This window comes from Streptomyces sp. NBC_01190 (assembly GCF_045039895.1).
Lineage (GTDB): Bacteria > Actinomycetota > Actinomycetes > Streptomycetales > Streptomycetaceae > Actinacidiphila.
In genome coordinates this window covers 7,039,505-7,065,812 of sequence record NZ_CP108580.1, presented here as the reverse complement: position 1 = coordinate 7,065,812, position 26,308 = coordinate 7,039,505, and the positions used below count along the sequence as shown (strand labels likewise).

General features: G+C 69.6%; 23 protein-coding genes and 1 pseudogene. 15 read left to right on the top strand and 9 right to left on the bottom strand.

Annotation, left to right across the window (positions count from 1 at the left end; all coding sequences use genetic code 11):
* Positions 1-17: 17 nt before the first annotated feature.
* The gene (locus OG519_RS29820) at positions 18-4,361 is read left to right on the top strand and encodes a choice-of-anchor D domain-containing protein (protein WP_405590301.1); all 4,344 of its coding nucleotides are present in this window, start codon (positions 18-20) and stop codon (positions 4,359-4,361) included.
* 283 nt (positions 4,362-4,644) lie between these two features.
* Here the strand turns inward: OG519_RS29820 and OG519_RS29815 are convergent, their stop codons facing one another.
* Positions 4,645-5,478, bottom strand: coding sequence for an SDR family NAD(P)-dependent oxidoreductase (locus OG519_RS29815; protein WP_405590299.1), 834 nt, complete (start codon positions 5,476-5,478; stop codon positions 4,645-4,647).
* 145 nt (positions 5,479-5,623) lie between these two features.
* Between OG519_RS29815 and OG519_RS29810 the strand changes: the two genes are divergently transcribed.
* Entirely contained in the window at positions 5,624-6,298 is a 675-nt protein-coding gene (locus OG519_RS29810; RefSeq protein WP_405590297.1) for a TetR/AcrR family transcriptional regulator, read from the top strand.
* Here the strand turns inward: OG519_RS29810 and OG519_RS29805 are convergent.
* Positions 6,290-6,658, bottom strand: coding sequence for a hypothetical protein (locus OG519_RS29805; protein ID WP_405590294.1), 369 nt, complete (start codon positions 6,656-6,658; stop codon positions 6,290-6,292). The genes OG519_RS29810 and OG519_RS29805 overlap by 9 nt on opposite strands.
* Before the next feature lie 113 nt (positions 6,659-6,771).
* Between OG519_RS29805 and OG519_RS29800 the strand changes: the two are divergent.
* A pseudogene (locus OG519_RS29800) lies at positions 6,772-7,050 on the top strand (transposase); the annotation flags it as partial.
* A gap of 25 nt (positions 7,051-7,075) precedes the next feature.
* Here OG519_RS29800 and OG519_RS29795 read toward each other — a convergent pair.
* Positions 7,076-7,384, bottom strand: coding sequence for a hypothetical protein (locus OG519_RS29795; protein WP_405590292.1), 309 nt, complete (start codon positions 7,382-7,384; stop codon positions 7,076-7,078).
* 52 nt (positions 7,385-7,436) lie between these two features.
* On the opposite strand from OG519_RS29795, the gene OG519_RS29790 reads away from it, so the two are divergent.
* Complete coding sequence (locus tag OG519_RS29790; protein WP_405590290.1) at positions 7,437-7,916, top strand: hypothetical protein; 480 nt, start codon at positions 7,437-7,439, stop codon at positions 7,914-7,916.
* A 173-nt stretch (positions 7,917-8,089) separates the two neighbouring features.
* Here OG519_RS29790 and OG519_RS29785 read toward each other — a convergent pair whose 3' ends face one another.
* Positions 8,090-9,001 carry an SDR family oxidoreductase gene (locus OG519_RS29785; RefSeq protein WP_405590287.1) on the bottom strand — a complete coding sequence of 304 codons (912 nt, stop codon included), beginning with the start codon at positions 8,999-9,001 and terminating at the stop codon, positions 8,090-8,092.
* A gap of 144 nt (positions 9,002-9,145) precedes the next feature.
* On the opposite strand from OG519_RS29785, the gene OG519_RS29780 reads away from it, so the two are divergent.
* Entirely contained in the window at positions 9,146-10,102 is a 957-nt protein-coding gene (locus OG519_RS29780) for a LysR substrate-binding domain-containing protein (protein WP_405590285.1), read from the top strand.
* Positions 10,103-10,511: 409 nt separating this feature from the next.
* Here OG519_RS29780 and OG519_RS29775 read toward each other — a convergent pair whose 3' ends face one another.
* Positions 10,512-11,006 (bottom strand): TetR family transcriptional regulator, encoded by a 495-nt coding sequence (locus OG519_RS29775; protein WP_405593111.1) that lies wholly within the window; start codon positions 11,004-11,006, stop codon positions 10,512-10,514.
* A 141-nt stretch (positions 11,007-11,147) separates the two neighbouring features.
* On the opposite strand from OG519_RS29775, the gene OG519_RS29770 reads away from it, so the two are divergent.
* The 4 genes from OG519_RS29770 (at position 11,148) to OG519_RS29755 (ending at position 14,063) form a co-directional block, all read left to right on the top strand.
* A complete protein-coding gene (locus OG519_RS29770; protein WP_405590282.1) occupies positions 11,148-12,119 on the top strand; it encodes an SDR family NAD(P)-dependent oxidoreductase in 972 nt (323 codons plus the stop codon).
* 817 nt (positions 12,120-12,936) lie between these two features.
* Positions 12,937-13,278: a CocE/NonD family hydrolase C-terminal non-catalytic domain-containing protein gene (locus OG519_RS29765; RefSeq protein WP_405590279.1), complete on the top strand. Its 342-nt coding sequence runs from the start codon at positions 12,937-12,939 to the stop codon at positions 13,276-13,278.
* A complete protein-coding gene (locus tag OG519_RS29760; protein ID WP_405590277.1) occupies positions 13,275-13,460 on the top strand; it encodes a hypothetical protein in 186 nt (61 codons plus the stop codon). The genes OG519_RS29765 and OG519_RS29760 overlap by 4 nt, the downstream gene beginning before the upstream one ends.
* A gap of 165 nt (positions 13,461-13,625) precedes the next feature.
* Positions 13,626-14,063 carry a MarR family winged helix-turn-helix transcriptional regulator gene (locus tag OG519_RS29755; RefSeq protein WP_405590274.1) on the top strand — a complete coding sequence of 146 codons (438 nt, stop codon included), beginning with the start codon at positions 13,626-13,628 and terminating at the stop codon, positions 14,061-14,063.
* Between the two features lie 21 nt (positions 14,064-14,084).
* Here OG519_RS29755 and OG519_RS29750 read toward each other — a convergent pair whose 3' ends face one another.
* The gene (locus OG519_RS29750) at positions 14,085-15,395 is read right to left on the bottom strand and encodes an amidohydrolase family protein (protein ID WP_405590272.1); all 1,311 of its coding nucleotides are present in this window, start codon (positions 15,393-15,395) and stop codon (positions 14,085-14,087) included.
* On the opposite strand from OG519_RS29750, the gene OG519_RS29745 reads away from it, so the two are divergent.
* Positions 15,394-15,960 (top strand): nuclear transport factor 2 family protein, encoded by a 567-nt coding sequence (locus tag OG519_RS29745; RefSeq protein ID WP_405590269.1) that lies wholly within the window; start codon positions 15,394-15,396, stop codon positions 15,958-15,960. The two genes, OG519_RS29750 and OG519_RS29745, sit on opposite strands and share 2 nt — an antisense overlap.
* 132 nt (positions 15,961-16,092) lie before the next feature.
* Positions 16,093-17,256 (top strand): epoxide hydrolase family protein, encoded by a 1,164-nt coding sequence (locus tag OG519_RS29740; RefSeq protein WP_405590266.1) that lies wholly within the window; start codon positions 16,093-16,095, stop codon positions 17,254-17,256.
* Positions 17,257-17,457: 201 nt separating this feature from the next.
* Here OG519_RS29740 and OG519_RS29735 read toward each other — a convergent pair whose 3' ends face one another.
* Positions 17,458-17,586 (bottom strand): hypothetical protein, encoded by a 129-nt coding sequence (locus OG519_RS29735; RefSeq protein ID WP_405590263.1) that lies wholly within the window; start codon positions 17,584-17,586, stop codon positions 17,458-17,460.
* Here OG519_RS29735 and OG519_RS29730 point away from each other — a divergent pair.
* From OG519_RS29730 to OG519_RS29715, 4 genes are all read left to right on the top strand, one after another.
* Entirely contained in the window at positions 17,578-18,552 is a 975-nt protein-coding gene (locus OG519_RS29730; protein ID WP_405590260.1) for an ISAs1 family transposase, read from the top strand. The two genes, OG519_RS29735 and OG519_RS29730, sit on opposite strands and share 9 nt — an antisense overlap.
* A gap of 688 nt (positions 18,553-19,240) precedes the next feature.
* A complete protein-coding gene (locus tag OG519_RS29725; protein ID WP_405590257.1) occupies positions 19,241-20,713 on the top strand; it encodes a non-reducing end alpha-L-arabinofuranosidase family hydrolase in 1,473 nt (490 codons plus the stop codon).
* A 694-nt stretch (positions 20,714-21,407) separates the two neighbouring features.
* Positions 21,408-21,551, top strand: coding sequence for a hypothetical protein (locus OG519_RS29720; protein ID WP_405590254.1), 144 nt, complete (start codon positions 21,408-21,410; stop codon positions 21,549-21,551).
* A gap of 78 nt (positions 21,552-21,629) precedes the next feature.
* Entirely contained in the window at positions 21,630-22,505 is an 876-nt protein-coding gene (locus OG519_RS29715) for an integrase core domain-containing protein (RefSeq protein WP_405590251.1), read from the top strand.
* A 116-nt stretch (positions 22,506-22,621) separates the two neighbouring features.
* Here OG519_RS29715 and OG519_RS29710 read toward each other — a convergent pair whose 3' ends face one another.
* Entirely contained in the window at positions 22,622-24,103 is a 1,482-nt protein-coding gene (locus OG519_RS29710) for an arabinofuranosidase catalytic domain-containing protein (RefSeq protein ID WP_405590248.1), read from the bottom strand.
* Between the two features lie 96 nt (positions 24,104-24,199).
* Positions 24,200-25,984 (bottom strand): glycoside hydrolase family 27 protein, encoded by a 1,785-nt coding sequence (locus tag OG519_RS29705; protein ID WP_405590245.1) that lies wholly within the window; start codon positions 25,982-25,984, stop codon positions 24,200-24,202.
* Positions 25,985-26,308 lie beyond the last annotated feature (324 nt).

Genomic DNA, 26,308 nt, shown 5'->3' with positions numbered 1-26,308 from the left:
CCCCGAGGAGGTCCGGCTTGTCCCGGTTCGTCATACTGTCACGCCGTGACCGCCGACGGGCGGAGCACCGCCCCGGCCGGCCCCGCCGCCGCTGGCTGGCCGCCGTCTCCGCGGTGGCCTCGGCCGCCCTGCTCGGCGCGATGACCGTCCTGGTCGCACCGCAGGCCCTCGCCGACCAGGGCACCCAGGGCGTCGACGACCTGCGGACCAACTGGGACGCGAGCGAGCCCGGGCTGTCCCCCGCCCTCGTGCAGTCCTCCGCTTTCGGCCAGCTCTTCGCCACCAAGCTGGACGGGCAGATCTACGCGCAGCCGCTGGTGATCGGCGACGAAGTGGTCGCGGTGACCGAGAGCAACACCGTCTACGGTCTCGACCGCACCTCCGGCGCGATCCGCTGGTCCCACACCTACGGCGCGACCTGGCCAGCGTCGGCGATCGGCTGCGGCGACCTCACCCCCGACGTCGGCGCGACCGCGACACCCGTCTACGACCCCGCCACCAGCACCCTGTACTTCACCACCAAGGTCGACGACGGCACCACCACCCACCGCCACCCGACGTGGCTGATGCACGCGGTGGACCCGGCCTCCGGGGCCGAGCGCACCGGCTGGCCGGTCAGCATCGCCGGCAGCCCCGACAACGACCCGGGCAACACCTTCGACGCGTTCTACGAGCAGCAGCGCCCCGGCCTGCTGTTGATGGACGGCGTCGTCTACGCGGGCTTCGGCGGGCACTGCGACGTGTCGCCGTACCGCGGCTACGTCGTCGGGGTCGACACCGCCACGCACAGCATCACCTCCCTGTGGGGCACCGAGACCGGCGCCGGTGTGAACGGCGCCGGCATCTGGCAGGCGGGCGGCGGCCTGGTCTCCGACGGGCCCGGCCGGATCTTCTTCAGCACCGGCAACGGCATCAGCCCGGCCCCCGGCCCCGGCGGCACCGTCCAGGGCACGCTCGCCGAGTCGGTGGTCCGGCTCCAGGTCAACGCCGACCGCAGCCTGAGCACCGCCGACTTCTTCAGCCCCAGCAACGCCGCCACCTTGGACCTGAACGACCAGGACATCTCCTCGGGCGCCCCGATGGCCCTGCCCGACGGCTTCGGCACCACCGCCCACCCGCACCTGATGGTGGAGCAGGGCAAGGACGGCCGGATCTTCCTGCTCGACCGCGACCATCTCGGCGGCATGGGCCAGGGCGCCTCCGGCGGCGACGCCGCGGTCGGCGTCACCGGCCCCTACCAGGGGCTGTGGGGCCACCCGGCCTTCTTCGGCGGCGACGGCGGCTACGTCTACGTCATCGGCAACAACGGCCCGCTGCGCGCGCTGAAGTACGGCCTGAGCAGCCTGGGCACTCCCGCGCTCACCCTCACCGGGCAGAGCCAGGACATGTTCGGCTACACCAGCGGCTCGCCGCTGGTCACCTCGGACGGCACCGACGACTCCACCGCCCTGGTGTGGGTGGTGTCCGCCAACGGCGCCAGCGGCGCCGGCGGCGTGCTGCGCGCGTACAGCCCCACCCCCGACGGCAACGGCCGGCTGCAGCCGCTGTGGTCCGCGCCGATCGGCACCGCGACCAAGTTCAGCACCCCGACCGCCAACGCCGGCAAGATCTACGTCGGCACCCGCGACGGCATCCTGTACGGCTTCGGCAGCCCGGCCCGGACCGCGCTGACCGCCGGACCGCTCGACTTCGGCCAGGTCGCCGTCGGCAGCCCCGCGACCGGCACGACGACCCTGACCGCCACCCAGGACGTCGCCATCACTGGCCTGACCGCCTCCGGCCCGTTCACGGTCACCGGCGCCGTCCCGACGCCCACCAACCCGGAGCCGCTGGCGTCCGGCCTGTCGCGGGCTGTCCCGATCGGCTTCACCCCGACGACCACCGGCGGTGTCAACGGCACCCTGACCGCCACGCTGTCCGGCGGCCAGCGGCTGGTCTTCGCGCTGCACGGCGTCGGCACCAGGGCCGGCCTCGGCGCGGCCCCCGGCACCGTCGACTTCGGCCAGATCCCCACCGGCACCACCTCGACGCTGAACCTGCAGATCACCAACACCGGCACCGCCGTCGAGACGGTCACCTCGGTCACCTCCCCGTCGGGGGCGTTCGTCGCCTCCGGGCTGCCGGTCGCGGGCGCCGTCGTACCCGTCGGCGGCTCGTTCGTGGTCACCGTCATGTACACGCCGACCACCGGCGGCACGGCCACCAGCACGCTGGCCGTCGCCAGCAGCAGCGGTGGCACCCCGCACACCGTGACCGTGCCGGTCACCGGCTCCGCCATCACCGGTCGGGGCCACCTGGAGTTCACGCCCACCTCGCTCGCCTTCGGCGCGGTGCCGGTCGGCAGTTCCAAGACGCTGCCGTTCACCATCGCCAACACCGGCAACATCCCGGTGAGCGTCACCAAGGCCAAAGCGCCGACCGGTGACTTCACCAGCCCGGTCCAGCTGTCCGAGGGCCTGGTCATCGGCCCCGGCCAGACCGTCGTGCAGAACGTGACCTTCACCCCGCGCTCGGCCGCGGCACAGAGCGCCTTCTACGAGGTCACCGCGACCGGCTCCAACACCGACGGCACACCCCAGGGCGCCCAGACCGTCCCCATCACCGGCTCCGGCACCGGCGCGGCGACCACCGTGTCCACCAAGGACGGGCTGTGGCAGGCCAACGGCACCACCGTCTTCGGCGCCGACGGCAGCGCCCAGCTGACCTCGGCGGTCCAGTACCAGACGGGCACCGCCGTCTACACCAAGGCGCTGCCCACCGAGGGCCTGCGGGCCACCTTCACCGCGCAGTTCGGTCCCGGCAACGGCGGTGACGGCACCACCTTCGCGCTGCTGGACCCGGCGCAGAACACCCCCGGCGCACTCGGCGGCTGGCAGGACGGCGGCCTCGGCATCGGCGGCAGGCCGGGCGTCGTGGTCGCGCTCGACACCGGCTGGAACAGCACGCTGCGGATGCAGAACTTCGTCGGCGTCGGCTACACCACCGCGGGCGCCACCGGCATCACCTACACGGCGGTCGCCAAGCTCAGCACCTCGCTGCGCCAGGGCACCCACCAGATCGACCTCCAGGTCACCGGCGGCCACGTGCACGTCCGGGTCGACGGCACCCAGATGCTCGACGCCACCGCGACCCTGACGGCCAACGCGCTGATCGCCTTCTCCGGCGCCACCAGCTACGGCTACGACGTGCACGCGGTCAGCGGCCTGGTCGTCAGCGTCCCGCCGCCCCCGGTCCCGCCGAGCTGGAGCGGCTACAGCCCGGTGGCACCGGCCCGCGCGCTGGCCACCCGGTCGATCCCCACCCACGGCAAGGTCACCGTCGCGCTGGCCGGCCACTACGGCGTCCCCGCCGACGCCACCTCGGTCCTGGTCGACGTCGGCGCCAGCGGCACCAAGACCGCCACCGGGGCGGTGATGGTGCAGCCGCACGGCGCGGCCGTACCCGGGACCGGGACGGTCTACTGGAACAGCGCCACGCAGTACGCCGTCCGCTCGGCGGCGGTCCGGCTCGGCGGCGGGGCGGTGGACGTCTACAACGGCAGCACCGGCACCGCGCCGGTGTTCGTGGACGTCCTCGGCTACTACGCGCCGAACACCGGCAAGCGGCTCACCCGGCTGCGCGCCGGGTACGTGCTGAACACCGCCCAGGCGGGCGTGGGCCAGCCGAAGAAGGCCCCGATCGCATCGCACGCGACGATCACCGTGCCCGTCCGCGGGATGGCCGGCGTCCCCAGCACCGCCACGTCGGTGGTGCTGAGCCTGGCGAGCGGCACCCCCGGCACCAGCGGCAGCCTCGCGGTGTGGCCGCACGGGGGAGCGCGCCCCGCGGTGCCGCTGCTCGCCTGGACCGCGAAGGGCGACCAGGCGTCCAACCTGGTGACCGTTCCGCTCAGCGCGGACGGCCGCATCGACCTCTACAACTCCGGTACCAGCGGTATCGACGTGACCGCGGCGGCGGTGGGCTACTACGACAGCACCGCCGGCCGCACCTTCGTCCCCACCACGACGACCACGGTGCTGGACACCCGCCACGGCATCGGCCGGGCCGGCACCAGCCCGCTGGCCGCGGCCGCCACGCTGGTCCTCCCGGTCGCCGGCCACGGCGTCGTCCCCACCGGCGCGACGGCCGTCCTGATCCAAATGGCCACCGTCCCGACCGCCTCCGCCACCGGCTCCCTGACCGTCTGGACGGACGCCACCACCCGCCCGGCCCCGGCCAACGTCTCCTCCAACCTGAGCGGCCACACCACCACCAACCTGGTCCTGGTCCCCCTGGGTTCGAACGGGAAGCTCGACATCCGGAACAACGGGACGAAGAGCGCGGCGGCGTTCGGAGCGGTAGTCGGCTACTGGATCGGCTGACCCGCCCACGGTCGGCGGCGGCTTCCCGACCCTCGGGCCCCGGTAGCCGCCGCCGACGGGCGGGCGCGAAGCGCCTTCCCGGAGTCGCCGTCGGGCCGCCGGGCGGCGGCTCGGGGCAGGCACTGCGGGCCCTTTCCGTACCTTCACGCTGACCGCCTGGCCCGCCGACGACTCGGGAGCCGCGCTGACGGTGTCGCGCACTCGTGCTGTTCCGCGTGGTCGCCGCCCGCCCAACCCTGTCCTTGCCGATTACCTCATCCGCCCTGCTCAGACGGGGCGGCGATCAGTCCCAGACGGACTCGGAGACTTCGCGCCACTGCTCGTCGGATTCGGCCAGGGCCCGAGCGGCAGCGTCGGCGTACTGGACGGCGTCACGACCCAGAAGGAGGCGGACGGGGGCGTCGTTGCGTCCGGCCAGCTCCACGACGGTCTGCGCGACCCGGGCGGGGTCGGCCGAGTTCACCTGTGCTTCGGGCCCCGGGTTCCGGAACATGTCGGCGAAGGCGCCGACTGTCTGCTTGTAGGCGGGGCTGATCGGGGGAATCGTCATGGAGGAGCCGCCCCAGTCGGTGCGCATGCCGCCCGGTTCGAGCACGGTGACCTTGATGCCGAAGGGTTCGACCTCCTGGGCGAGGACGGTCGAGAAGCCGCCGACGGCCCACTTGGCGCTCTGGTAGGCGGCCAGGCCCACAGTGCCGATCCGGCCCCCGAGCGAGGAGACCTGAAAGATGTGCCCGAAGCCTTGCTCGCGCAGGATCGGCACCACGGTCTTGCTGACGTAGTAGACACCGTAGAAGTTGGTGTCGATCTGGGCGCGGAAGTCCTCGACCGTGGCGTCCTCGACGGAGGCCAGGTCGCCGTAGCCGGCGTTGTTGACGACCACGTCGTAGTGGCCGTAAGTATCCAGGCCCTCCTGGACGGCGCTTTGTACCTGGCCTTCGTCGGCGACGTCGAGGGCGACGGGGTGAATCCGGTCTCCGTAGCGGGTGACGAGGTCGTCGAGTGGGGCGGGCTTGCGGGCAGTGGCGACTACCCGGCCACCAGCTTCCAGTGCCGCGATGACGAGAGCGCGGCCCAGGCCACGCGAGCTGCCGGTGATGAACCAAACCTTGGACATGAGACTGCTCGACTCTCTCTGGAGGGACGGGCCAGCAGTGGCCAAACGTGAGGCGCGGTTTTCAGACCGCCGGTCCGTTGTCTCCTTCGAACGTAAGGTACCGCAGGTCTGATGTCAAAAGACCTAGGGTCTGTAATATGGTGGGATGACGACTTTCCAACGCGCACGCAGCCAGGAGCAGCGCGAGATCCGCCGCCAGGTGATCCTGGAGACGGCTGCCGCCATGCTTGAGGAGATGCCTGTCGCCGAGGTCACTCTGAACGAGCTCAGCCGTCGCGTCGGTCTGGCCAAGTCCAATGTGCTGCGTTACTTCGAGTCCCGCGAGGCAGTGCTCCTGGAGCTGCTTGACCACTCCTGGAAGCAGTGGATGGCCGGCCTGCCCGAGCTGCTGGCCGCGGCCGTCGACACGAAGGCGACTGTGGGTGTACGCGGAGAGGAGTTCGCCGCCGCTGTCACCCTCTCCCTTGCGGAACGCCGGGTGCTGTGCGACCTGCTCAGCGCACAGGCCGGCGTCCTGGAGCACAATGTCTCTCCCGAGGTCGCTGCCCGCTACAAGAGAGCCGCGATCGCCAACGTCGGCGAACTGGCCGCCCTCGCACGCGCACACCTACCCGAGCTGGGTGCCGGCGCCGCCCAGCTCGCCGCATCCACGATCATGGTGATCGGTGCGGTGTGGACCCACTCGCGCCCGTCTCGGGCCATGGTCACCGCCTATGAAGCGGACCCTTCCCTGGCCGCCTTGAAGCTGGACTTCGGCACCTCCCTGCGGCACATGGTGGCCACTCTCATCGCAGGCACCCTGGCCAGAACCTCACCCTGAACCGGCCCGCCGCACCGCTGTCGCAACTGCGACGGGCCGATCTTCGCACGCCGCCCGACCACTACGGCTTTGTGCAGGCGTTATTCGAGGCCGGCAGGTGAGCGTCAGCGTCCCGGTCCGACTCCAGGCCGGCGCCATCCTGTCGAGGTGGTAAATGGTCGGCCCAATCTGCCACGTCGCGTCGTCGAGGGAGCAGAATGCCGCACGGAAGTCTCCCGCCGCGTTCTGGCTGATGGCGGTCGCCGTCATCTGGTCCACGGTCTCCAGCGGTGTCCCGGTAATGTCGGCGAACTGCGCGCAGTCCGGGCCGTGGACGGCGGCGAGAAGCCCGTCAACCTCGGTGAAGTCGGCCTGCATCATTCGCCCACCTTGTACTCCACGTCCTGCAGCGCGAACTGAAGGGTGAACAGTTCGTTCACACAGGCGTGGCCCGCCTGCAACTGCCGCCGGGGCCCGAAAGAGGCGGTCCTCGGCCCCGCGTCGGCCCCGGGCGACCCCGCACCTGGCTGCGGCGTCGGGGCGTCGCCCCTACCATCCCCGAACGTGCTGACCAGGTCCGAAACCGAGCCCGGCGCGGCAGCCGCGGCGGCCGGCCACCGGCCTTCGACCGTGAGATCTACAAGCGACGCAAGGTGGTGGAACGCTGCTTCAACCGGGTGAGGCAATGGCGGGGCATCGCCACCCGCCACGAGAAAACCGCCGAGTCCTACCGCGCGGCTGTCACCCTCGCATCGCTCTTGATGTGGGCGTGATGTCCCGCGAGGACTGCCGGCTCATTCACGGACCGTGGAGTTCGGTCTCCCAAGCCTGGAACGGCGGCTCGACCTCGTACGTCGGGTCGCAGGAGCGGCGAATCCACTGTGCGGCACGGTACTGCGCGTCCCCGTCGTTCAGCACCTCGCCGTCCGCGTCGACTTCCAGCACATTGCCATAGATCGCGAAGACCTGCTCCAACGACGAACCGAACTGGAAGAGAACCGGTCGATAGTCAAAACCGTCGAGCAGGTCAACGTCGATGGTGCCGTTGGCCAAGTAGAAGGCGAAGAACCGAAGCGAAGCCCGCACGTCGACAGGAAGATGTCCCACCAGCACATCATGCCTGGTGTCGGTGCCCCCCAGGCAAGGTCTTTTGACGACAGTGCCTAGCACCGCGGCCCCGCTCGCGCACGTGCGCTCCCGCCATCTCACCCGACAACAGCTCTGTCTGTGCGGCGTGCTGCTGCCGGCGGTCGAAGAGCTCGGCATCGTGGGCCGTGAGGTGCGCGCCGCGGCCCGCGCGCAGCTGCGCCTCGTGGTCGGCGAAGCGGGCCAGCGCTGCCGCCGAGTGCGGCAGGCCCTCCAACAACGGGAGCAGCAGGTCCTGGACGCCGTCGGCCGCAACCGCGCACAGCGGATCAGGACACGCCTACTGCGCCGCCGGACCGGGAAGCGGGCGACGGCGACACGGTGGGCGGTGCGGGACCAGGCGCTCAGCGCCTGGTCCCTGTCGCGCCACGCGGCGGCCAGGTCACCGGCGGGCAGGGAAGCGGACAATCTGCTCCTGGCCCTCGTTGAAGGGGCCTGCGGACACGATGACGACGTCACTGTCCTGCGGGTCGGGGTCCTCGGCGCTTTTTGAGGGCCGGCGGTCAGGTGGGCGAGGGCCGTGCCCTGGAACTCGGCGGTGCTGTCGGCGAGTTCGGACAGGTTCTGCGGCAGGCCAATGGTCGCCATGCTCGAACTGCTGGACGCGCCGGTCCGACCCGAGCCACACCGGCCCAACCCGGAGGGACGACGTCAACATCCCGCTCCTTACGCCGCGTCCTTGAAGTAGTGGCCATCCTCGATGTCCGCGATCAGCCCGGGGTGCGCGGGAGCCCAGCCGAAGCGCTCCCGGGTCAGCGCGCTGGACGTCGGGTTGTCGAGCGACACAAGCGGGGCGAGAAGGCCGAAGTGCCCACTTGCCTCCGCAGCCGTCAGACCCACCGCCGGAAGCTTCAGCTGACGGCCGATGGCCTCGGCGATGTCCCGGAACCGCACACCCTCCTCCGCGACCGCGTGCACCGGAGTGCCGGGCGGGGCGGATTCCACGGCCAGCCGGAACAGGACCGCGGCATCACGCCGGTGCACCGACGGCCAGCGGTTCGCCCCCTCGCCGACAAAGGCCGAGACACCCTTCGCACGAGCGATACCGATCAGCATCGAGACGAACCCGCGCGCGTCCCCCCGACCGTGCACGGTCGGCGCCAGCCGTACCGACGACGAGCGCACCCCGCGCCCGCCCAGGGCCAGAACGGACGTCTCAACCGGGAGCCGCAGGCCGGTGACGGCATGGGGAACAGCCGGGGTCTCCTCGGTCAGCACCTGTCCCGGCGTGCGGCCGATGACCCCCGAGGTGACCACGAAGGGCTTGCCGGTCTGCTCCAACTCCGAACCGATCGCCTCCACAGCCTTCAGCTCGACCCGCGCACGAGCGGCAGAGTCGGTGGTCTCGGAGATGTGCTGGTTGGCGGCGAAGACCACGCCGTCCGCCTTCGCCGCGCCGGAGCGCAAGCTGTCCAGGTCACCGAGGTCACCTCGGTGCACCGCGATGCCTGCCCTGGCCAGAGTCGCGGCGGAGGCGTCGGAGCGGGCGAGACCCACGACCTCGTGGCCCGCTTGCAGCAACTCACTCACGATGGCCGATCCGACGTACCCGGTTGCCCCTGCGACGAAAATACGCACGATGAGAATCCCTCGATGATCTCAAGTTGGCCCGCCGCACGGCGCCGGGTTCGTACCGTGACGGTAGGAGCGGCCGGAGCACGGCGTCCAAGACCTGTTCCGCACCGCGCGATACGGATCAGGTATCACGAGTACGATGCGGGAGTGCCCAGCGCCCACGTACCCCCGGTCGACTTCGACCTTCGCCTGGTGCGGTACTTCACGGTCGTGGCCGAGCACGGCAACTTCCGCCGAGCAGCAGCCGAACTGCGGCTTGCGCAACCGTCGTTGAGTCGGCAGATCCAGAGCCTCGAGAAGCGGTTGGGCGTCCGCCTGCTCGACCGCACCACCAGGGGCTGCCACCTCACCGCGGCCGGACAGACGTTTCTGCCCCAGGCGGAAGCACTCCTGCGCTCCGCGGAACTGGCCGCGACGACGACCCGCGCCGCAGCGGCATCCGGCGCCGTCACCATCGGGTACGTGGGCGGACTCATCATCACCACCGCGGTGCGCGAACTGCGCAGCCGCCATCCGCAGGCCGAGGTCACCACCCTGCACCTGGACTGGAGCGATGTCCACACGGCCCTGCTCGACCACCGCGTGGACGCGGTCATCGCCCGAGAGCCGTTCCCGACCGACCGGCTGCGGGTGACGCCCCTGTACCAGGAGCCCCGGGTGCTCCTGGTACCGACGACGCACCGCCTCGCGGGCAGGGAGTCGGTCACCCTCGACGACTTCGCCGGCGAACCCCTCGTCCGTTACCCGGACCCCGCCTACGACGCCTTCTGGCGCCTCGACCCCCGACCGGACGGACGCCCGGCACCCGACGGCCCGCTGGTCACGGCGCACGCGGACAAACTCGAATCCATCGCCGGCGGCCAGGCCATCGCGCTAGCACCGGCCGCCGACGGGAACAGCACGCCCAGGCACGACCTGGCAGCCGTACCCGTCCAAGGGATCCAGCCGTGCCACGTCGTTATCGCCACCCGCACCCGCGAACGCAACCCCCTGGTCACGACCTTCCACGAAACAGCCCGGTCACATCTCACCGGTCGCGACACGCTCCCAGCCGTCTCCATCGCCCCTACCAGCCGCGCGGGCCATTCCGGACCGCGGAACTGAACCGCCCGGCGGACGCCCCCGTACCTGTGGCGGGAAGGGGTTCTCCTCCCGTGGCACGCCGCCGCGGGCGGCCGCTTCTGTGGATCTTCGAGTTGATGATGGGGTGGTGGACGTCATGCAACGTCACACAGCGAGTCGGAAAAGACAGCGAACGACGGCACGAGGCCGCATACGACGCGGACGCCGCCGAGGAGCCCAAAAGGGAGCCGGGTGTGTCCTCCGAGGAGGTCGACGATGTACTCGAAGGCATGGCCGAACCACTCACCGCGCACTCAAGGCGCTGACGCTGAGACCGAGGCCGCTGGGACCGGGAAGTCATCGACACACCCAAGCAACGCCCACAGCCCTGGCCGGGTGGGCGGACCTGGCTGTTCGGCCTGGGCTCTCTCCGCGGCTTCGGTAAGCGTCCTCAGCGCACCAGGAGATCGATGGCGACCTCCATCCGTTCGAGGTAGAAGTCCCGTGACGCGGCCTGGTGCTTGAGGCCGGTCGATGCGCTGATCATCGTCTGGGCGACTTGGCGGGCCGCCGCTTGTCCCGCCTCGACGGCGATCGCGTCTGTGATCAGTTGCTCGAAACGTTGCGGCGTGGTCTCAACGATCTCCCCCAGAAGGCCGGGGTTGTCCTCGATGACCACCGCCACATCGCGTGTTAGCGGGCCGATGTAGCGGCCCGCCCACTGGTCGAACGCATCGAGGAGGCGCTCCGCAAGGGGTCGGCCGGTGTCGGCCAGGACGTGTTCGACCGCGGTGATGTCGCGCTCCAATGCCTGGGTGACGGCGGCGCGGAACAGGCTCTCCTTCGAGGAGAAGAGGAAGTAGAGCCCGGGCCGGGAGATGTCCGCCGCCCGCGCCACCTCCTCCATCGAGGTCTTCCGGTAACCGAATCGCGCGAACGTGACCATGGCGGAGTCCAGAACCATGGTCCGACGGTCGGTGTCGGCGACTGCCGACGGCGGGTGGCTGGCAGCGAGACTGTTCACGGACCGAGCATACGAGCGAGAAGCTCACTATACAATTAGAGACTAGCGAGTATAGTCACCGTCATGCTTGCTCGCGAACCCATCTCCATGCCCTTCACCGCCTCCAGCACCGCGGACGAGGTACTGCGGGGCGTCGACCTCACCGGCGTCCGCGCGATCGTGACGGGAGCTTCCTCCGGAATCGGGATCGAGACGGCTCGCGCGTTGACCGCTGCCGGGGCGGAGGTGACGCTCGCTGTCCGGAACACGACGGCGGGGGACGCCGTCGCTGAGACGATCGGGAAGTCGACCGGAGGGATACGGCCCCGAGCCGTCCGGCTCGACCTTGCCGACAGGACCACCGTCAGTCGATTCGTTGACGCGTGGGACGGCCCGCTGCACCTGCTGATCAACAATGCGGGCGTGGTCACTGGTGGCCTCGAACGCACGCGTGAGGGCTGGGAGCTGCAATTCGCGACGAACCATCTTGGCCACTTCGCCCTCGCCGCCGGCCTTCATGGCGCCCTGGCCCTGGGAGCGGCCGACCGCGACGGAGCACGGATCGTCTCGGTCAGTTCGACGGCGCACATGCGGGCCGGCATCGACTTCGACGACCTCCACTTCGAGCGTCGCAGCTACGATCCGCAGATTGCCTATGCCCAGTCGAAGACGGCGAACTCGCTATTCGCCGTCGAGGCAAGTCGCCTCTGGGCGTCCGACGGCATCATTGCCAATGCGGTGAACCCCGGCGGTGTCGCGACGGGACTGCAGCGGAACTTCACAACGCAACAGAAGGAGTCGCTCGATGCGGCCGAAGCCGCCGGAGTCTTCACGTACAAAACGGCCGAGCAGGGGGCTGCCACCAGCATCGTTGCGGCCGTCGCCCCGGAGTTCGCGCACTCCGGAGGCCACTACCTCGACGATTCACAAGAGGCCTACACGGTGACGAACGACGCCGACCTCGCGCAGCACCCGCACGGTGTCAAGGAATGGGCGCTCGATCCCGCCACCGCCAAGCGCCTCTGGACGGTCTCGACCGACCTGCTCCGCGTCTGACCTCTCGACGCCACAGCAAGCGGTATCGCCGCCTTCTTGCCTGGTCACCGCATCGACCCACAAGGCCGGTAGCACATGGCCTGCGAAGATGGCCATGTCCGATGCGCAGAGCCAAAAACCCGGTCGGTTCCTCTCCGAGAGCCCGGTGCGGGGTCCCGCCTTCGGGACACCCCGCAAGTCCCCCGGCCATGGCGGGCCTTGCTCGGCCTTGACGCCGTACGTGCCCAATATTGCATCCTTGCTGGTCACAGCTCTGAAGGGTGTGCGGTCGGCAGCCGAGCGTCCCATGCGAGGAAGGATGCTGGTGGAGAGCCGCGGGCGCCTGAGGATGTTCAACTGTGCTGTTGCGACTGCCGTACCTCTTCCTGACGACTTCCTGACGACCGTCGTCAGCCACTCCTCGCGGCGCTCCCGCACCGCCTCCCCCGCGGGCGGCTACGTCAACTCCACCTGATCGTCTCCCCCCACACCCTGCTGCGCTGGCACCACGCGCAGACACGACCGACTCGGCGGCATCCTCCACGAGTACCATCACGCCGCTTGACCTGCGCGGACATAATTCTCGGCACCTACAGGGCTTAACGCGGGTCGGCGAGGTGGTGGCCGGGATCCGGAGCCGACCGCGGCGCTGACCGTAGCTGCGCCCCGGCGTCGGCGCCGAGTAATCGTCAAATCCTGTGGATCACTGTCTGCGCCTCGGTGCGGGGCGGGCGGATCAACAGGGATCGGGCCTGCGGTGCCCGGTGGTATGCAAGCGTGAAGCCCCTGGTAGGACGGTTCTCATCACAAGATCGTCCGCTGAACCAGAGGCTTCACGTTGATCACCTATGTTGCCACGCTCGACATCCCGCGCCGGACCGTCGAGTTCCTTGCCGGGTTGCTGGCCGCCCCCTGGAGCCCGGTGCACATGCACCGGCGACTGTCCGAGGTGGTGTCAGGCCGGCGCTACCCGCTCAATGTCGAGATCTGGTCAACAGCCCTTGTGGTGCCACCCGGCGGCGTGCTGCGACTGACGGTTCTCGGTCGAGATCCTTTCCATGTCGGGGAGTGGCAACACGACGACCCCGACGACCGCCCCAACACGTCCTTCACGGACTTGGCCACGATCCACAGTGGACCCGACGCTGGGTCGCACCTGCTGGTGCCGGTCGTCGCGTGAACCAGGCACTGCTCGCGGCCAACGCACTTGTGTCCGCGGCATCGGGGGTCTTCTGCCTGATCGCGGCGGTCAGGCCGTCGATCCTGCTGCGCCGCGACGGTCCCGCCACCGCGGACACCCGGTTCTATGCGCGGTTTTACACATTCCGGCAGCTACCCCTGTCCGTGGCTGTGGTCGGATGAGTAACGATCGGCACAGTAGGGCCTGTATCGAAGTCGGTCAGAGCCGTTCGTTGATTGCGGCGATGTGCCGCCGAGCCTCACTCGGTGTCTGGCCAGCAGGAACCGCCAGACTGAGCGAATGAGCTTCTCCGGACCCGCGTATACGTGTTGTTATATGCTGTCAGGATGTCGACTGATCAGGACGTGCCCAGCGGTGTCGATGTCGCGATGCTGCTGCGGCGAGCGCAGCTGCGCAAGCAGACGGCCTGCGAAGCCGCGCTCGCCGAGGTCGGGGTGACGTTGCCGCAGTGGGGCATGCTGTACGCCGTCGCAACCGAGCCCGATTCCTCGACCCACGCGCTCGCCCTCTTCATCGGACAATCCGACCAGTCCGCCGGCGCGGTGGTCGCCCGTCTGGAACAGCGCGGGTTGATCGAACGGCGGCCCGGCGTCGGCAAGGCGATCCTGCACCGGCTCACGCCGGACGGCGACGAGCTCGTGCGACGTTGCAACACCATTGTCGAGGACGTGATGACCCAGCTGCTCGCCGGCCTGTCCGAGCAGAGCCGTCGGGCACTGAGGACCTCGTTGCGGTCGATCGCGGAGGCCGCCCTCCCTGCGTGACCAGGCCGGACGCCGGGGATCTCAGCGGGCTGTCAGGGCGCCGCCGCGCCACACGTCCCTGATCGAGAGGGTGTCGTCGATCCTGCTGGTGGGATCGCCGTCGACCAGCAGCAGATCGGCGCGCGCACCCGGCGCGATCCGGCCGCGGTCGTGCAGGCCGAACGTGGTCGCGGGCACGCTGGTCGCAGCCCGAAGTGCCTCGGTCGGGGTGAGGCCGGCCCGAACGAGCAGCCTCAGTTCGCCATGCAGGCTGGCCCCGTGGGCCATGCCGAGGGCGCCGAAGTGGTGGTTGGCGTCCGAGCCGGCCAGGATCGGCACCCCAGCCGCGTGCATCGCCCTCACCGCGGCCAGGGCGTCGTCGAAATTGCCGGCCGGAACCGTGTCGAATTCGCGGCCGAGGTTGTCCAGCCAGGACTGCGGTAGGCGATCGGCGACCCGGCTGTCGCGCGCGAGATCGGCGCCGAGGTGCTGGTTGGTGAGCGAAGCCAGCAGGTTCAGCGTCGGGGTCAGGAACACCCCTCCCGTACGGAACTCCTCGATCAGATCGGGCGTGCACGGACCGTCGATGAACAGGTGCGCGAACCCGTCGACACCGGCGGCCAGCGCCTGCCGGGTCGCCTCGATGGTCAGCGCGTGGGCGATCACCATGCGGTCGCGGTCGTGTGCGGCGGCCACCGCCGCCTTGACGATGCGCTCCTCGACGACGGGGACGTTCTTGCCGAGTGTCTGGCCGCTCTCGATGAGCACCTTGATGTAGTCGGCGCCTTCCGCGATCCGCTCGTCGACGAAACGCGCGGCGTCTTCGGGGCGGGTGACCGTCGGCAGCTCCGGGTCGTTCAGGCCCCCGTGGAGCTGGGTCGGGTGCCCGCCGGGTGCGGTCAGGCCGATCGAGGAAGAGCGGACGTCCGCGATGTCGGTCCGTTCGGCGGCGGCGCGACGTACCGGGTGCATCGCGTGCGGGAAGGAGAACAGGTCGAACTCGGTGGTCACGCCGAATCGCAGGGCTTGACCCAGTGTCTCCACGTCGGCGTGGGTGTGCGCGTCGATGAGGCCGGGCAGCAGGGTGGCGCCGCTGCCGTCGATCCGCTCGGCCGCTTCGGATGCCGGCGCATCGACCGCGACGATCCGTGCTCCCTCGATCTCCACGGTTCGCACGCCGATCGGCTGCTCGCCGTCGAACACTCGGGCACCTTCGATGACATAGCGCGTCATGACCCCTCCGATGTATGAGTTGTTATATACTAACCCATAGATACGACGACCGGGTTTCGGTGCGAGCGATGGAAGGTGTGCGGCTGCAATGCCCAACAACGAATCCGACTTGACGAGCATGCTGGCGCTGGTCACCCACGAGCGGCAGGCACGAGACCGGGGCTGGTGGTCCGCCCTCGCGCGCTGCTACACGCCGGAGGCGACCATCCGGACGAGCTGGTTCGACGGCACCGCGGTGGAGTACATCGAGGTGTCCAAACGAGCGTTCGGCCACACCCCGTCCAACCATCGCCTCGGACTGCCCGTCATCGACGTCAACGACACCCGCGCGATCGCCGAAGTACCGATGATCATCGAGATGCGCGGCACCTTTCGCGGCGTCGAGACCGACCTCACCGCCCACTTGCGGATGCTGCACCGCGCAGCAAGAGGAGCCGATGGCTGGCGGCTGGCTGCGTCGGTCGCGATCTTCGACCACGACACGATGACTCCTGCCATACCCGGCACCGCGCCGACGCTGACCCCGGACGACCTGCAGGGCGCGCGGCCGTCCTATCGCATGTTGGCCCTGTGGATGACCGAGCGCGGCTACACCGTCGCTGCTGATCGCCCCGGCATCGACCGGCCCGCCGAACTCACCACGCTGTATGACGACGCCTACGCCTGGGCCGGCCTGCCCCGCTGACCAGGCCCATCACGCCCCAGAAAATGAGTGTGCCGGACAGTCCGAAGCGGACAAGCGGCGGACCGCCGACAACGTGCGGACCAGAGAACTCGCGGCCACAAAGTGCCGCGCATCAGAGGTAGTGAGGTAGTTGTGCCGGAATCCGAGTTTCTTCCTGAGCCGTTCACTGTCCAGGCCTCCCCCGAGGCGCTCGCGGACCTGCGCGCCCGGCTGCGGGCCACCCGCTGGCCAGACGCACCCGAGGACGCCGGCTGGTCTCTCGGCACGGACCTCGTCTACCTCCGCGATCTGGTCGCCTACTGGGCCGAGGGCTTCGACTGGGCAGCCCAGGAGAAGGCTTTGTCCGCGTTCCCGCGCTTCCGCGCCCGGCTCGACGGGTTCGGCATCCACTACGTACACGCCCGGGCCGTCAACCCGGCCGGTCCGGTGCTGCCGCTGGTGCTCTGCCACGGCTGGCCCGACTCGTTCTGGCGCTACACGAAGGTCATCCCGCTGCTGACCGACCCCGGCGCGCACGGCGGCGACCCCGCCGACGCGTTCGATGTGGTCGTGCCCGACATGCCCGGCTACGGGTACTCCGACCGCCCCGCCGGCCCGCCGCTCGACACGATCGCCGTCGCAGACCTGTGGGCCCGACTGCTGGACGGCCTCGGCTACCAGCGCTTCGGCGCCGTCGGCGGGGACATCGGCGCCGGCGTGAGCAACTACCTCGCGCTGAACCACCCCGAACAGGTCGCGGCCGTCCACCGCATGGACGCGGGAGTGCCGGCCTACTCGGGAGACCCCGCCGACCTGACACCAGAGGAGCGTGCCTGGATGGCGGACATGGCGGCCTGGGGTACAGCCGAGGGCGCCTACATGGCGATGCACCGCACCAAGCCGCAGACCGCGGCGGTCGGGCTCACCGACTCCCCGGCAGGACTCGCCGCGTGGATCGTCGAGAAGATGCGGGCGTGGAGCGACTGCGGCGGCGACATCTCGCGATCGTTCACGATGGACGAGATCCTCACCAACGTCACGATCTACTGGCTCACCGAGACCATCGGATCGTCAATGCGGATGTACCGCGCGAACGGCGAGATCCCGCCCGCACAGCAAGCCCGCCGAGTCGAGGTCCCCTCCGGCTTCGCGGTGTTCCCCGCCAACATCAGCCGGGCGCCGCGCGCGTGGCTGGAGCGCACCACCAACCTCGTCCGGTTCATGCAGGCTCCGTGCGGCGGACACTTCGCGCCGTTCGAAGAGCCCGAGTTCTACGCGGAGGAACTGCGCGCCTTCTTCCGCCCCTACCGGGCCTGATTCCGCCAACTACCGGGCATCTCCGGCGCGGCTTCCTTCAGCAGCGCTGTCGTGCCTACGGCAGGGCTTCGGCGTAGTCGGCCGCCGTCCCGTTCGTGACGGTTCGTTGGGTGGGATGGAAGCGGGACAGGCACGGGCCTCCAAGATCATGGAGTTCTCGACGCCCCGTGACCCGCTTGGAAGACCCTGCCTGCCGACGCATCATCCCTGATCCCGCACGCCCTTGACCGGCTGCGTGAGCAGCCGGACGTCGGGCCCGGGGAGGCGCCCGGCCGGCTGGAGCGGCTGGCGCAGGTGCCGGACCCGCGCGACCCGCGTGGTGTGCGGCATGCACTGTCCGTGATCCTCGCGCTGACCGCGTGCGCGGTGCCGGCCGGGGCGACCTCGCTGCTGGCGGTCGGCGAGTGGACCGCGGACGCCCCACAGCACGTGCTGGAACGGCTCGGCGTGCACCCCGACCCGGTCCTGCCACGGCCGCTGGTGCCGGCCGAGGCGACGGTTCGCCGGCTGCTGACCCGCGTCGACGGCGACGCTCTGAGCCGGGCAGTGGGCGGCCGGCTCGCCGACCGCAGGCCCGCGAGTTCCGGGCCGCGCGGGCTGTCCGTGGACGGCAAGACATCGCTCGGTGCGGCGAAGGCCCAGGGGCGGAAGATTCACCTGCCCGCCGCGGTGGAGCACACCACCGGCCTGGTCCTGGCCGAGCTCGATGTGGGTGAGAAGACCGGTGAGACCACCTGCTTCCGGCCGCTGCTCGACATCGTCGCCGCCCTCGCCGGCATGGTCGTCACCAGCGACGCCCCGCACACCCAGCGCGAGCACGCCACCTACCTCCTCGGCCGCCGGGCCCACTACATCACGATCGTCAAGGGCAACCAGAAGAAGCTGCGCAAGCAGCTCAAGTCACTGCCATGGACGGACATCCATCTCCAGGGCCGCACCCGCGGCACCGGCCACGGCCGCTCCGAGATCCGCCGGATCAAGGTCGCCACCGTCGACAACCCGCTCTTCCCCAGCGCCCGGCAGGCCGTCCAGATCAAGCGCCGCCGCACCGAACGCAAGTCCAGCAGGACGACCATCGCCACCGTCTACGCGGTCACCAGCCTGACCGCCGCGCAGACCACCCCCACCCAGCTCGCACGACTGAATTGGGACCACTGGAAGATCGAGGCCCTGCACCAGTCTTCCGCAGCCTGGTTCTTCAAGCCCCAGTCGTCATGGAACTCACCGGAATCGGTCCAGCTCATGCCGGCTGTTGGGAAGCCAGGTGGAGCGAGACTCCGGCCTGGCGGTTGGTGACCCCGCCTGCGATGCCGGTACGGCGTTGAAGGGCCGACCTGTGATGCCGACGGCCTTGGCGGGGTGGTGTTCGGCAGGCTCCCGGTGTGGGGATCGTCGAGCGGCCGGGGAGCACTGCGCCAAGGGTTGACACCGCACACCCCGGTCCCGCACAGTGCCGTCGTTAGAGCTGATGCTCCTCCCACAGACCGTCTCCCGGTTCATGTTAGCGCTAACAAGTACCTCGCGCCCCCTTGCCCACACCCCCACGCTGCAAGGAGATCCCCGCGTGAACACTCGTGACTCGCGCCTGTCCGACCACCTCGACACGCGACACCATTCGGCCCGCGTGCGCCGCTGAAGCCCCTCGGGCGGTGTCACCGCGCGAGCCCGGCCCGCCGGTGCGCGGTGAGTACAGGCGCCGACAGCCGTCTCGCTCGCCGCCTCGGGCCCGGTCGGGCCGGCACGCCTCCCTCGCCGCCTCCGGCCGGGTCGGGGCCTGCTACGTCCCTGGCGTACTCGCGGAAGCCGTCGGCCCAACGCGCCTGCCCGGTAACACGTCGTGCGGGCCGGCTTCCTCGCCGGTCAGGGCACCGCGCCCCGAACACCTTCCAGCTCAACGGCGGCACCCGCACGACCGCCTGACAGCCGCCGACGCGCCGCGGCGCGGCCGATGGCCTCCATGCCCCCCACTCAAGGAGAGTGTTCTGTGAAACGCAGGTATACGTTCAAACGCTACAAGCCGATGCTGATCACCCTGCTTTCCATGGTGCTGGCCGCCGCGGGGATCTCGTTCGCGACGACATCGGCGCAGGCAGCCACCGGCTGCAAGGTCGACTACAGCATCACCAGCCAATGGTCAGGCGGCTTCGGCGCCAGCGTGAGCGTTACCAACCTGGGTGACACGGTCACCAGTTGGCGGGTCGGCTGGACCTTCCCCTCCGGGCAGACCGTCACCCAGTTGTGGAACGGCACCTACACCCAGAGCGGCTCCCAGGTCACCGTGACCAATGCCTCCTACAACGGCAGCCTGGCCACCGGCGCCTCCACCAGCTTCGGCTTCAACGGCGCCTTCACCACCAGCAACTCCGTACCCAGCACCTTCACTCTCAATGACACCACCTGCACCGGCAGCACCACATCCGGCGGAGCCACGACCGGCGGCACGACTACCGGTGGCTCGACCACGGGTGGCACGACCACCGGCGGCTCGACCACGGGTGGCACCACGACGGGCGGTACCACCACCGGCGGTACTACAGGTGGCACTGGCGGTACGTGCACCCTTCCGTCGTCCTATCACTGGTCGTCGACGGGTCCGCTGGCGCAGCCGGCGAACGGATGGGTCTCGCTGAAGGACTTCGACACCGTGGTCTACAACGGCAAGCATCTGGTCTACGGCTCGACCGTCAACCAGTCCGGGTCGTACGGCTCGATGGCGTTCGCGCCCTTCACGAACTGGTCGGACATGGCGTCGGCCCAGCAGATCGGAATGAACTCGGGCACGGTGGCGCCCACGCTGTTCTACTTCGCGCCCAAGAACATCTGGGTGCTGGCGTCCCAGTGGAGCCAGTGGCCCTTCTTCTACCGGACGACGAGCGACCCGACCAACCCCAACAGCTGGTCCTCGCAGCAGGCGCTGTTCACCGGCAGCATCTCCCCGTCCAACCCGATCGACCAGACCCTCATCGGTGACGGACAGAACATGTACCTGTTCTTCGCCGGCGACAACGGCAAGATCTACCGGTCGAGCATGCCGTACGGGAACTTCCCCGGTAACTTCGGCTCCTCCTACACCACCGTCATGAGCGACTCGCAGGCCAACCTCTTCGAGGCGGTGCAGGTCTACAAGGTCCAGGGTCAGAACCAGTACCTGATGATCGTCGAGGCGATGGGCGCGCACGGGCGCTACTTCCGCTCGTTCACCGCCTCCAGCCTCGGCGGATCCTGGACCCCGCAGGCCACCAGCGAGTCCAGCCCCTTCGCGGGCAAGGCCAACAGCGGCGCCACCTGGACCAACGACATCAGCCACGGCGACCTGATCCGCAACAACCCCGACGAGACCATGACCATCGACCCCTGTAACCTCCAGTTCCTCTACCAGGGCAGGAACCCCTCCTCGGACGGCACCTCCTACAACCTGCTGCCCTGGCGGCCAGGTCTGCTCACCCTCCAGCGCTGACCCGCACGCCCCCCGATCCGCCGAGGGGCCCCGGCCGCACCCCGGCCAGGGTCCCTCCTCGGTAACGCCATGTCGATCCCTTCGCGAAAGGGCAGCCCCCGGACCAGGTCAACCGAGACAGCGGCTGGCATTCACGGGCCAGGGGACCGGAACATCCGAGATCTTCCACAGGCCCGCGTCTCAGACAATCTGGTCGTCGCACTTTGCCGCCTTGGACTCAGCCCAGATCAAATGAGACGGGACACACGGACTCCCCAAGCCGGCAGCGCGTGGGCCGAGCACCGAGCACCGAGCACCGAGCACCGAGCACCGAGCACCGAGCACCGAGCACCGAGCACCGAGCACCGAGCACCGAGCACCGAGCAACCCTTCATGCCCTCGCAACTCAAGTCAACGAGGCGAAGACGGCGGCAGCCGCCACCGGCTCGGGCTGAAAGGGGGCGGCAGCAAGATTTCTCCGGCCCCTACCTTGTAAGGAGGCGATCACTGGGGAGTGATACTGGGGGCACATTCAGTTCGAGCAGCGCATGTTCGCGCATCTGAAGTTCTTAGAGGTCATGGCGGACCTTGTCCTTGCTGATTACCTCATCCGCCCTGGTCAGAACGATTGTGTCCTGATCTCCGAGCTACCGGGCATGGAGGCTGATCCGGAACCGTGGCGGACATGACGATCACCTCGGCATGATGATCGTTCGTGATCTGGAAACTCGCTCACCTGGGCGTGACGAACGCCTCCGCGATGCTGCCCCCGCTGCCCATGACGGACCGGGACAAGGACACACATATTCTGGCCCTACGCCATCAGATCGCCGTGCTGGAGCGGCAGCTGAACGGGTAACGAGTCGGGTTCACAGCCAGCGATCGAGCGTTCCTGGCAGCGCTCCTGCACGGCATCCCGAAGGATGTTCTTCCGCGCATGCGGTTGCTGGTGCGGCCGGACACGGTCCTGCGCTGGCACCGTGACCTGGTCGCCCGCCGGCACGCCGCCCGGTCCCGACCCCACCGCGGAGGCCGACCCCGCACCGTCCAGTCCATCCGAGCCCTGGTCCTGTGCCTGGCCCACGAGAACCCCGACTGGGGCTACCGGCGCCCACACGGCGAACTGCTCGTACTCGGAGTGAAAGTAGCAGCCTCCACGGTCTGGGAAATCCTGAAGGACGCCGGCATCCCACCAGCCCCCGAACGCGCGTCGAGCACCTGGGCGGACTTCCTACGCTTCCAAAGCGACGCCATCCTGGCCTGCGACTTCTTCGAAACCGTCACCCTGTCAGGAACCCGACGCTACGTATTCGCGGTGATCGAACCCACAAGCCGCCGCATCCGGATCCTCGGTGCCACACCCCATCCCACCGCGCCCTGGGTCACACAGACAGCGAAGAACCTCCTGACGGACCTCGAAGACGCGCGCAGCCAAGCGCGGTTCCTGATCCGGGACAGGGACGGCAAGTTCCCCCCTCTGTTCGACGCCATTCTCGCCGACACCGGGATCGAGGTGGTCCTCAGCGGCGTGCGCGTACCGCGCATGAACGCGATCATGGAACGCTGGGTGGCGACCTGCCAACGAGAACTGCTGGACCGCACACTCGTCTGGAACCACCAGCACCTCCTCCATGTCCTCAAGGAGTTCGAGACCTTCTACAACGAACATCGGCCACATCAGGGCATCACCAACGCCCGACCACTGCACCCCCTGCCCGCGCCAATCACCGATCCAGAGCAGATCGCCCGCCTCGACATTCGAAAACGCGACCGACTCGGCGGCATCCTCCATGAGTATCAGCATGCCGCATGACCAGCGCGGATGAGGTTTTCGGCAAGGACAGCGGTGCGGAAGGCTCTCCGACCGCGGACGCCCGGCACCGAGGCAGTCGGCCTCGGTGCCGGGCGTCCGCGGTCGCGGCGCGGCGGTCAGGACAGGGACCACCGCTGATTGGAGCCGCCGTTGCAGGCCCACAGCTCGACCAGCGCGCCGTTCGCGCTGGAGGCGCCGGTGACGTCCAGGCACAGGCCCGACTGCGCCCCGGTGACCGACCCGTCGGAGTTGACGTTCCACTGCTGGTTGCTCTGGCCGTTGCACGTCCAGGTGACGACCTTGGTGCCGTTGGCCGTGCCCTGCCCGCTGGCGTCCAGGCAGAGCTGGCTGCCCCCGCTGTAGACGGTCAACTGCCCGCTGGAGGTACGGGTGAACTGCTGGTTGGCGCCGCCACTGCAGTCCCAGATCTGCAGCTGCGTGCCCGTGGCCGTCGAGGAGTTGGGCACATCGAGGCACTTGTTCGCACCCACGGCGTGCAACGCCCCCGAAGTGCCGCCGGTGCCGGTCGACGAGCCCCCGTATCCGGCGGCCGCGATGTTCGCCTGCACCGCGTTCTCCGTGGCGTCCGACGGATAGCCGGAGGTCATGGCGCCCTCGTAGAAGGTGCCCTGCGACTGGTTGGTGTTGCCGTTGCAGCAGTCGCCCCCGCTGCCGAGGATGATCGCGCCCTGCTTCTTCATCGGGCTGTAGCCCGGTGGCAGAGCGCCGTCCCACAGTGTACTCAGGCCCCCTGACTGGGCGTTGGCCCCCTTGATCGCGAATCTGGAGGTGCCGTTGTTCTTGAGCATCGCGGTGACGTACGGATTGGTGAACGCCTTCTGGTTGCTGTTCCAGGACTGGCTGCCGCCGGAGTACAGGCCGTATTCGAGATCGGCCTCGACCCAGGGCCCGCTGCCGGAGCATCCGCCGAACCAGCAGCTGGTCCCGAAGTAGATGGCGTCCATGGCACCGGCGCCGTCTGCCCTGCGGTCGGTCTCGCTGTTGCCGTAGTCGAAGCAGCAGCCGCTGTTCACGTGGGTGCCGCTGGTCACCATGTACTCGCCCTCGGGCGCGCTGCCGGTCGGTACACCGGTTTGGTGGCCGTCACGCCAGTAGCTGTTGCCCGGTTTGATGTAGAGCGGGTACGCCTTGCCGCCGGCCACGGTCAGCGACTGCGTCGTCGCGCTGGCCGGGGTGTCCGAGCCGCCCGCACCGCCCGGGCCCTGGTACTTCAGGTCGTTGCCGTGGCCGGACTGGTCGTAGACGGTGGTGATCACGCAGGACGTACCGGTGCAGAAGGAGTCCTGGGCTGCCGCGTCGGCGCGGCCGCCGACCGCCACCACGCCGATGTCGCGGGTCGTGTTGTCGGACGACCGCCGCACCTGGTAGAGGCTGCCGCCGAAGGAGGCGTACAGCGCGCGGACGGTGCTGTGCGCGGCCACGCAGGGCGTGCCGCCGGCGGCGTAGATGTCGCACGGCCCCTGTCCTGCGGCGTGCGACGGCGCGGCCGTCCCGGCCAGGACACCGGCGGCCAGTGCCACCGCGGCACCGCCGCTCAGGACGCTGCGCCTGAATCTGCGCAGCCATGTTCGGATCATTGCTGGGTCCTTCCCTTCTGTCGGGATGTCACGGGACCGCCGGCCGTCGGGACGGCGTCGGTCGGGTCGCTCCTGGGGGCGGCGGCACCTGCCCGGTCAGGAGGAGCTGCGCAGGCTCCACCGCTGGTTGGCCTGTCCGTTGCAGGTCCACAGGTCGAGCTTCGTGCCGTTGGCCGTGCCCTGGGCGGACGCGTCCAGGCACAGGCCCGACTGCACGCCGGTGATGGTGCCGTCGGAGTTGACGTTCCACTGCTGGTTGGTCTGGCCGTTGCAGTCCCAGATGATGGCGGCCGTCCCGGGGGCCGTTCCGCGGTTGTCGGCGTCCAGGCACTTGTTCCCGTAGACGGTGAGCTGCTTCCCCGCGGTGTAGGTCCAGGACTGGTTGGCCTGGCCGTTGCAGTCCCAGAGCTGGGCCTGGGTGCCGTTGGCCGTGCCGGCGTTCGGCACGTCCACGCAGCGGCCGGACTGTCCGCCGACGATCTGCTTCCCCTGCGCCGGCTGGCCGCCGTCGGTACCCGTGACGGTGAGCAGCACCGCCTGGTTCGCCGGGACGCTGGTGGTGTAGCCGGTGGTGGAGCTGCCCAGGTCCGTGGCCGTCCAGGGGTCGCGCACCGCGGCGGAGCCGGTCAGGCCGAGGGACGACCAGCGCACGGTGACGGCGGCGGCCGCGCCGGTGCGGTTGAGCAGCACGACGGCCCGGCGGCCGCCGCCGGAGAGTACCTTGCTGTAGACCTGCAGGCCGGAGGAGTCCTCGGCCACCTTGGTGCCCTGCTTCCCCAGCGCGTCCTGGTCGATGGCGACGACCTCGCGGTTGGTCAGGACCGCCCTGGTGTCACTGCTCATGGCGGCCAGGTCGTTCCCCGCCAGCAGCGGGGCGCCGGAGATCGCCCACAGCGCCATGTGGGTGCGGTTCTGCGCTCCGCTGAAGCCGGACATCCCGACGACGAGCATGTCCGGGTCGTTGGAATGGCCGGGACTCTGCGCGGAGGGGTGCTGCGCCGCGTCGAAGTTGGCCAGGACCCGGCTCATCGACGGGCTCTCCCCGTAGTAGATGATGTCCTGGCTGGTCCGCCAGAGGTTGGAGATGCCCGGCGCCCAGTTCCACGGGGAGCCGTTGCCCCAGTCGCACACCGAGAGCACCATGGGCCGGCCGGTCTGCGCGGTGGCCCGGCCGATCGCCGCGCTGATCGCCGAGTAGCTGCTCGCGGGGTCGAGCCCCTCGGCGTTGCCGCCGCACCAGTCGACCTTGACGTAGTCGAAGCCCCACTGGGAGAACTGCAGGAAGTCCTGGTCGTAGTGGCCCTCGCTGCCGCTGCCCGGCGCCGCGGGGCGGCCGGTCGGGTAGTAGTAGCCGCAGCCGTTCCTGCCCGCGTCGGTGTAGATGCCCGCCTTCAGGCCCTTGCTGTGCAGGTAGTCCGCGATCGCCTTCATGCCGCCCGGCCAGTCGGCGGGGTCGACGGTGATGTTGCCGGCGGAGTCGCGGGTGCCCTGCCACCAGCCCTCGTCGATGTTCACGTACTGGTATCCGGCGTCCTTCATGCCGGAGGAGACCAGGGCGTCGGCCTGCGCCTTGATCACGCCGTAGTTGATCTTCGCGGCGAACGAGTTCCACGAGGCCCATCCCATGGGCGGCGCGGTGAGCGACGCCACCGAGGACCGGGCGGCCGACGAGCCCGCGGCGGGGGCACTCGCCGCAGCCGTCACGTGCGCGGGGCGCTCCGGTGGCCCGGCGTTCGCGGCCTGGGCGGTCTGCACTCCGGTGAGGGCGGAGAGGGCCAGCGCGGCGGCGGCGGCCAGGGCGCCGGCGGCCCGTCGCCAAGGGGGACGCAGGGTTCGGCGGCGGCGGGGTACGGCCATGGGGCGCCGGTGGGAGTCGGTCATGATGACCTCCGGTGTGGGGGGAGGGACTGAACGCGGGTGACGGCGCGAGGACACGGTTGCGCGGCTGGCCCGATTCATGAGAACGCTCACACTTCAGCGCCACTGAGCCTAGGAAGAGGCTGACCGGTCGTCAATGTTTCTGTCCGGCTTCTTGTTGACTCGTGTGGGGTTCTTTTGCGTTCCGGCCATCCGGGGTGCGAGAGGGCGCCGGCTCGGTGGCCGCGGGGCGGCCTGCTCGCAGGGTCGGAGAGGGCGCCGACCGGCCTGCGGATACCGGCATGTTCCGCGTGACGCGTCGCGGGAAGGGTTGACACGGATCGCGGG

Excerpts from the sequence above, each read along its gene's own strand:
- OG519_RS29775 (WP_405593111.1), bottom strand. The coding sequence starts at position 11,006 with ATGGTCACGTTCGCGCGATTCGGTTACCGGAAGACCTCGATGGAGGAG.
- OG519_RS29755 (WP_405590274.1), top strand. The coding sequence starts at position 13,626 with ATGTCGACTGATCAGGACGTGCCCAGCGGTGTCGATGTCGCGATGCTG.
- OG519_RS29805 (WP_405590294.1), bottom strand. The coding sequence starts at position 6,658 with ATGATGCAGGCCGACTTCACCGAGGTTGACGGGCTTCTCGCCGCCGTC.
- OG519_RS29750 (WP_405590272.1), bottom strand. The coding sequence starts at position 15,395 with ATGCTCGTCAAGTCGGATTCGTTGTTGGGCATTGCAGCCGCACACCTT.
- OG519_RS29710 (WP_405590248.1), bottom strand. The coding sequence starts at position 24,103 with ATGATCCGAACATGGCTGCGCAGATTCAGGCGCAGCGTCCTGAGCGGC.
- OG519_RS29810 (WP_405590297.1), top strand. The coding sequence starts at position 5,624 with ATGACGACTTTCCAACGCGCACGCAGCCAGGAGCAGCGCGAGATCCGC.
- OG519_RS29715 (WP_405590251.1), top strand. The coding sequence starts at position 21,630 with ATGCGGTTGCTGGTGCGGCCGGACACGGTCCTGCGCTGGCACCGTGAC.
- OG519_RS29745 (WP_405590269.1), top strand. The coding sequence starts at position 15,394 with ATGCTGGCGCTGGTCACCCACGAGCGGCAGGCACGAGACCGGGGCTGG.
- OG519_RS29770 (WP_405590282.1), top strand. The coding sequence starts at position 11,148 with ATGCTTGCTCGCGAACCCATCTCCATGCCCTTCACCGCCTCCAGCACC.
- OG519_RS29815 (WP_405590299.1), bottom strand. The coding sequence starts at position 5,478 with ATGTCCAAGGTTTGGTTCATCACCGGCAGCTCGCGTGGCCTGGGCCGC.
- OG519_RS29705 (WP_405590245.1), bottom strand. The coding sequence starts at position 25,984 with ATGACCGACTCCCACCGGCGCCCCATGGCCGTACCCCGCCGCCGCCGA.
- OG519_RS29735 (WP_405590263.1), bottom strand. The coding sequence starts at position 17,586 with ATGCCGCACACCACGCGGGTCGCGCGGGTCCGGCACCTGCGCCAGCCG.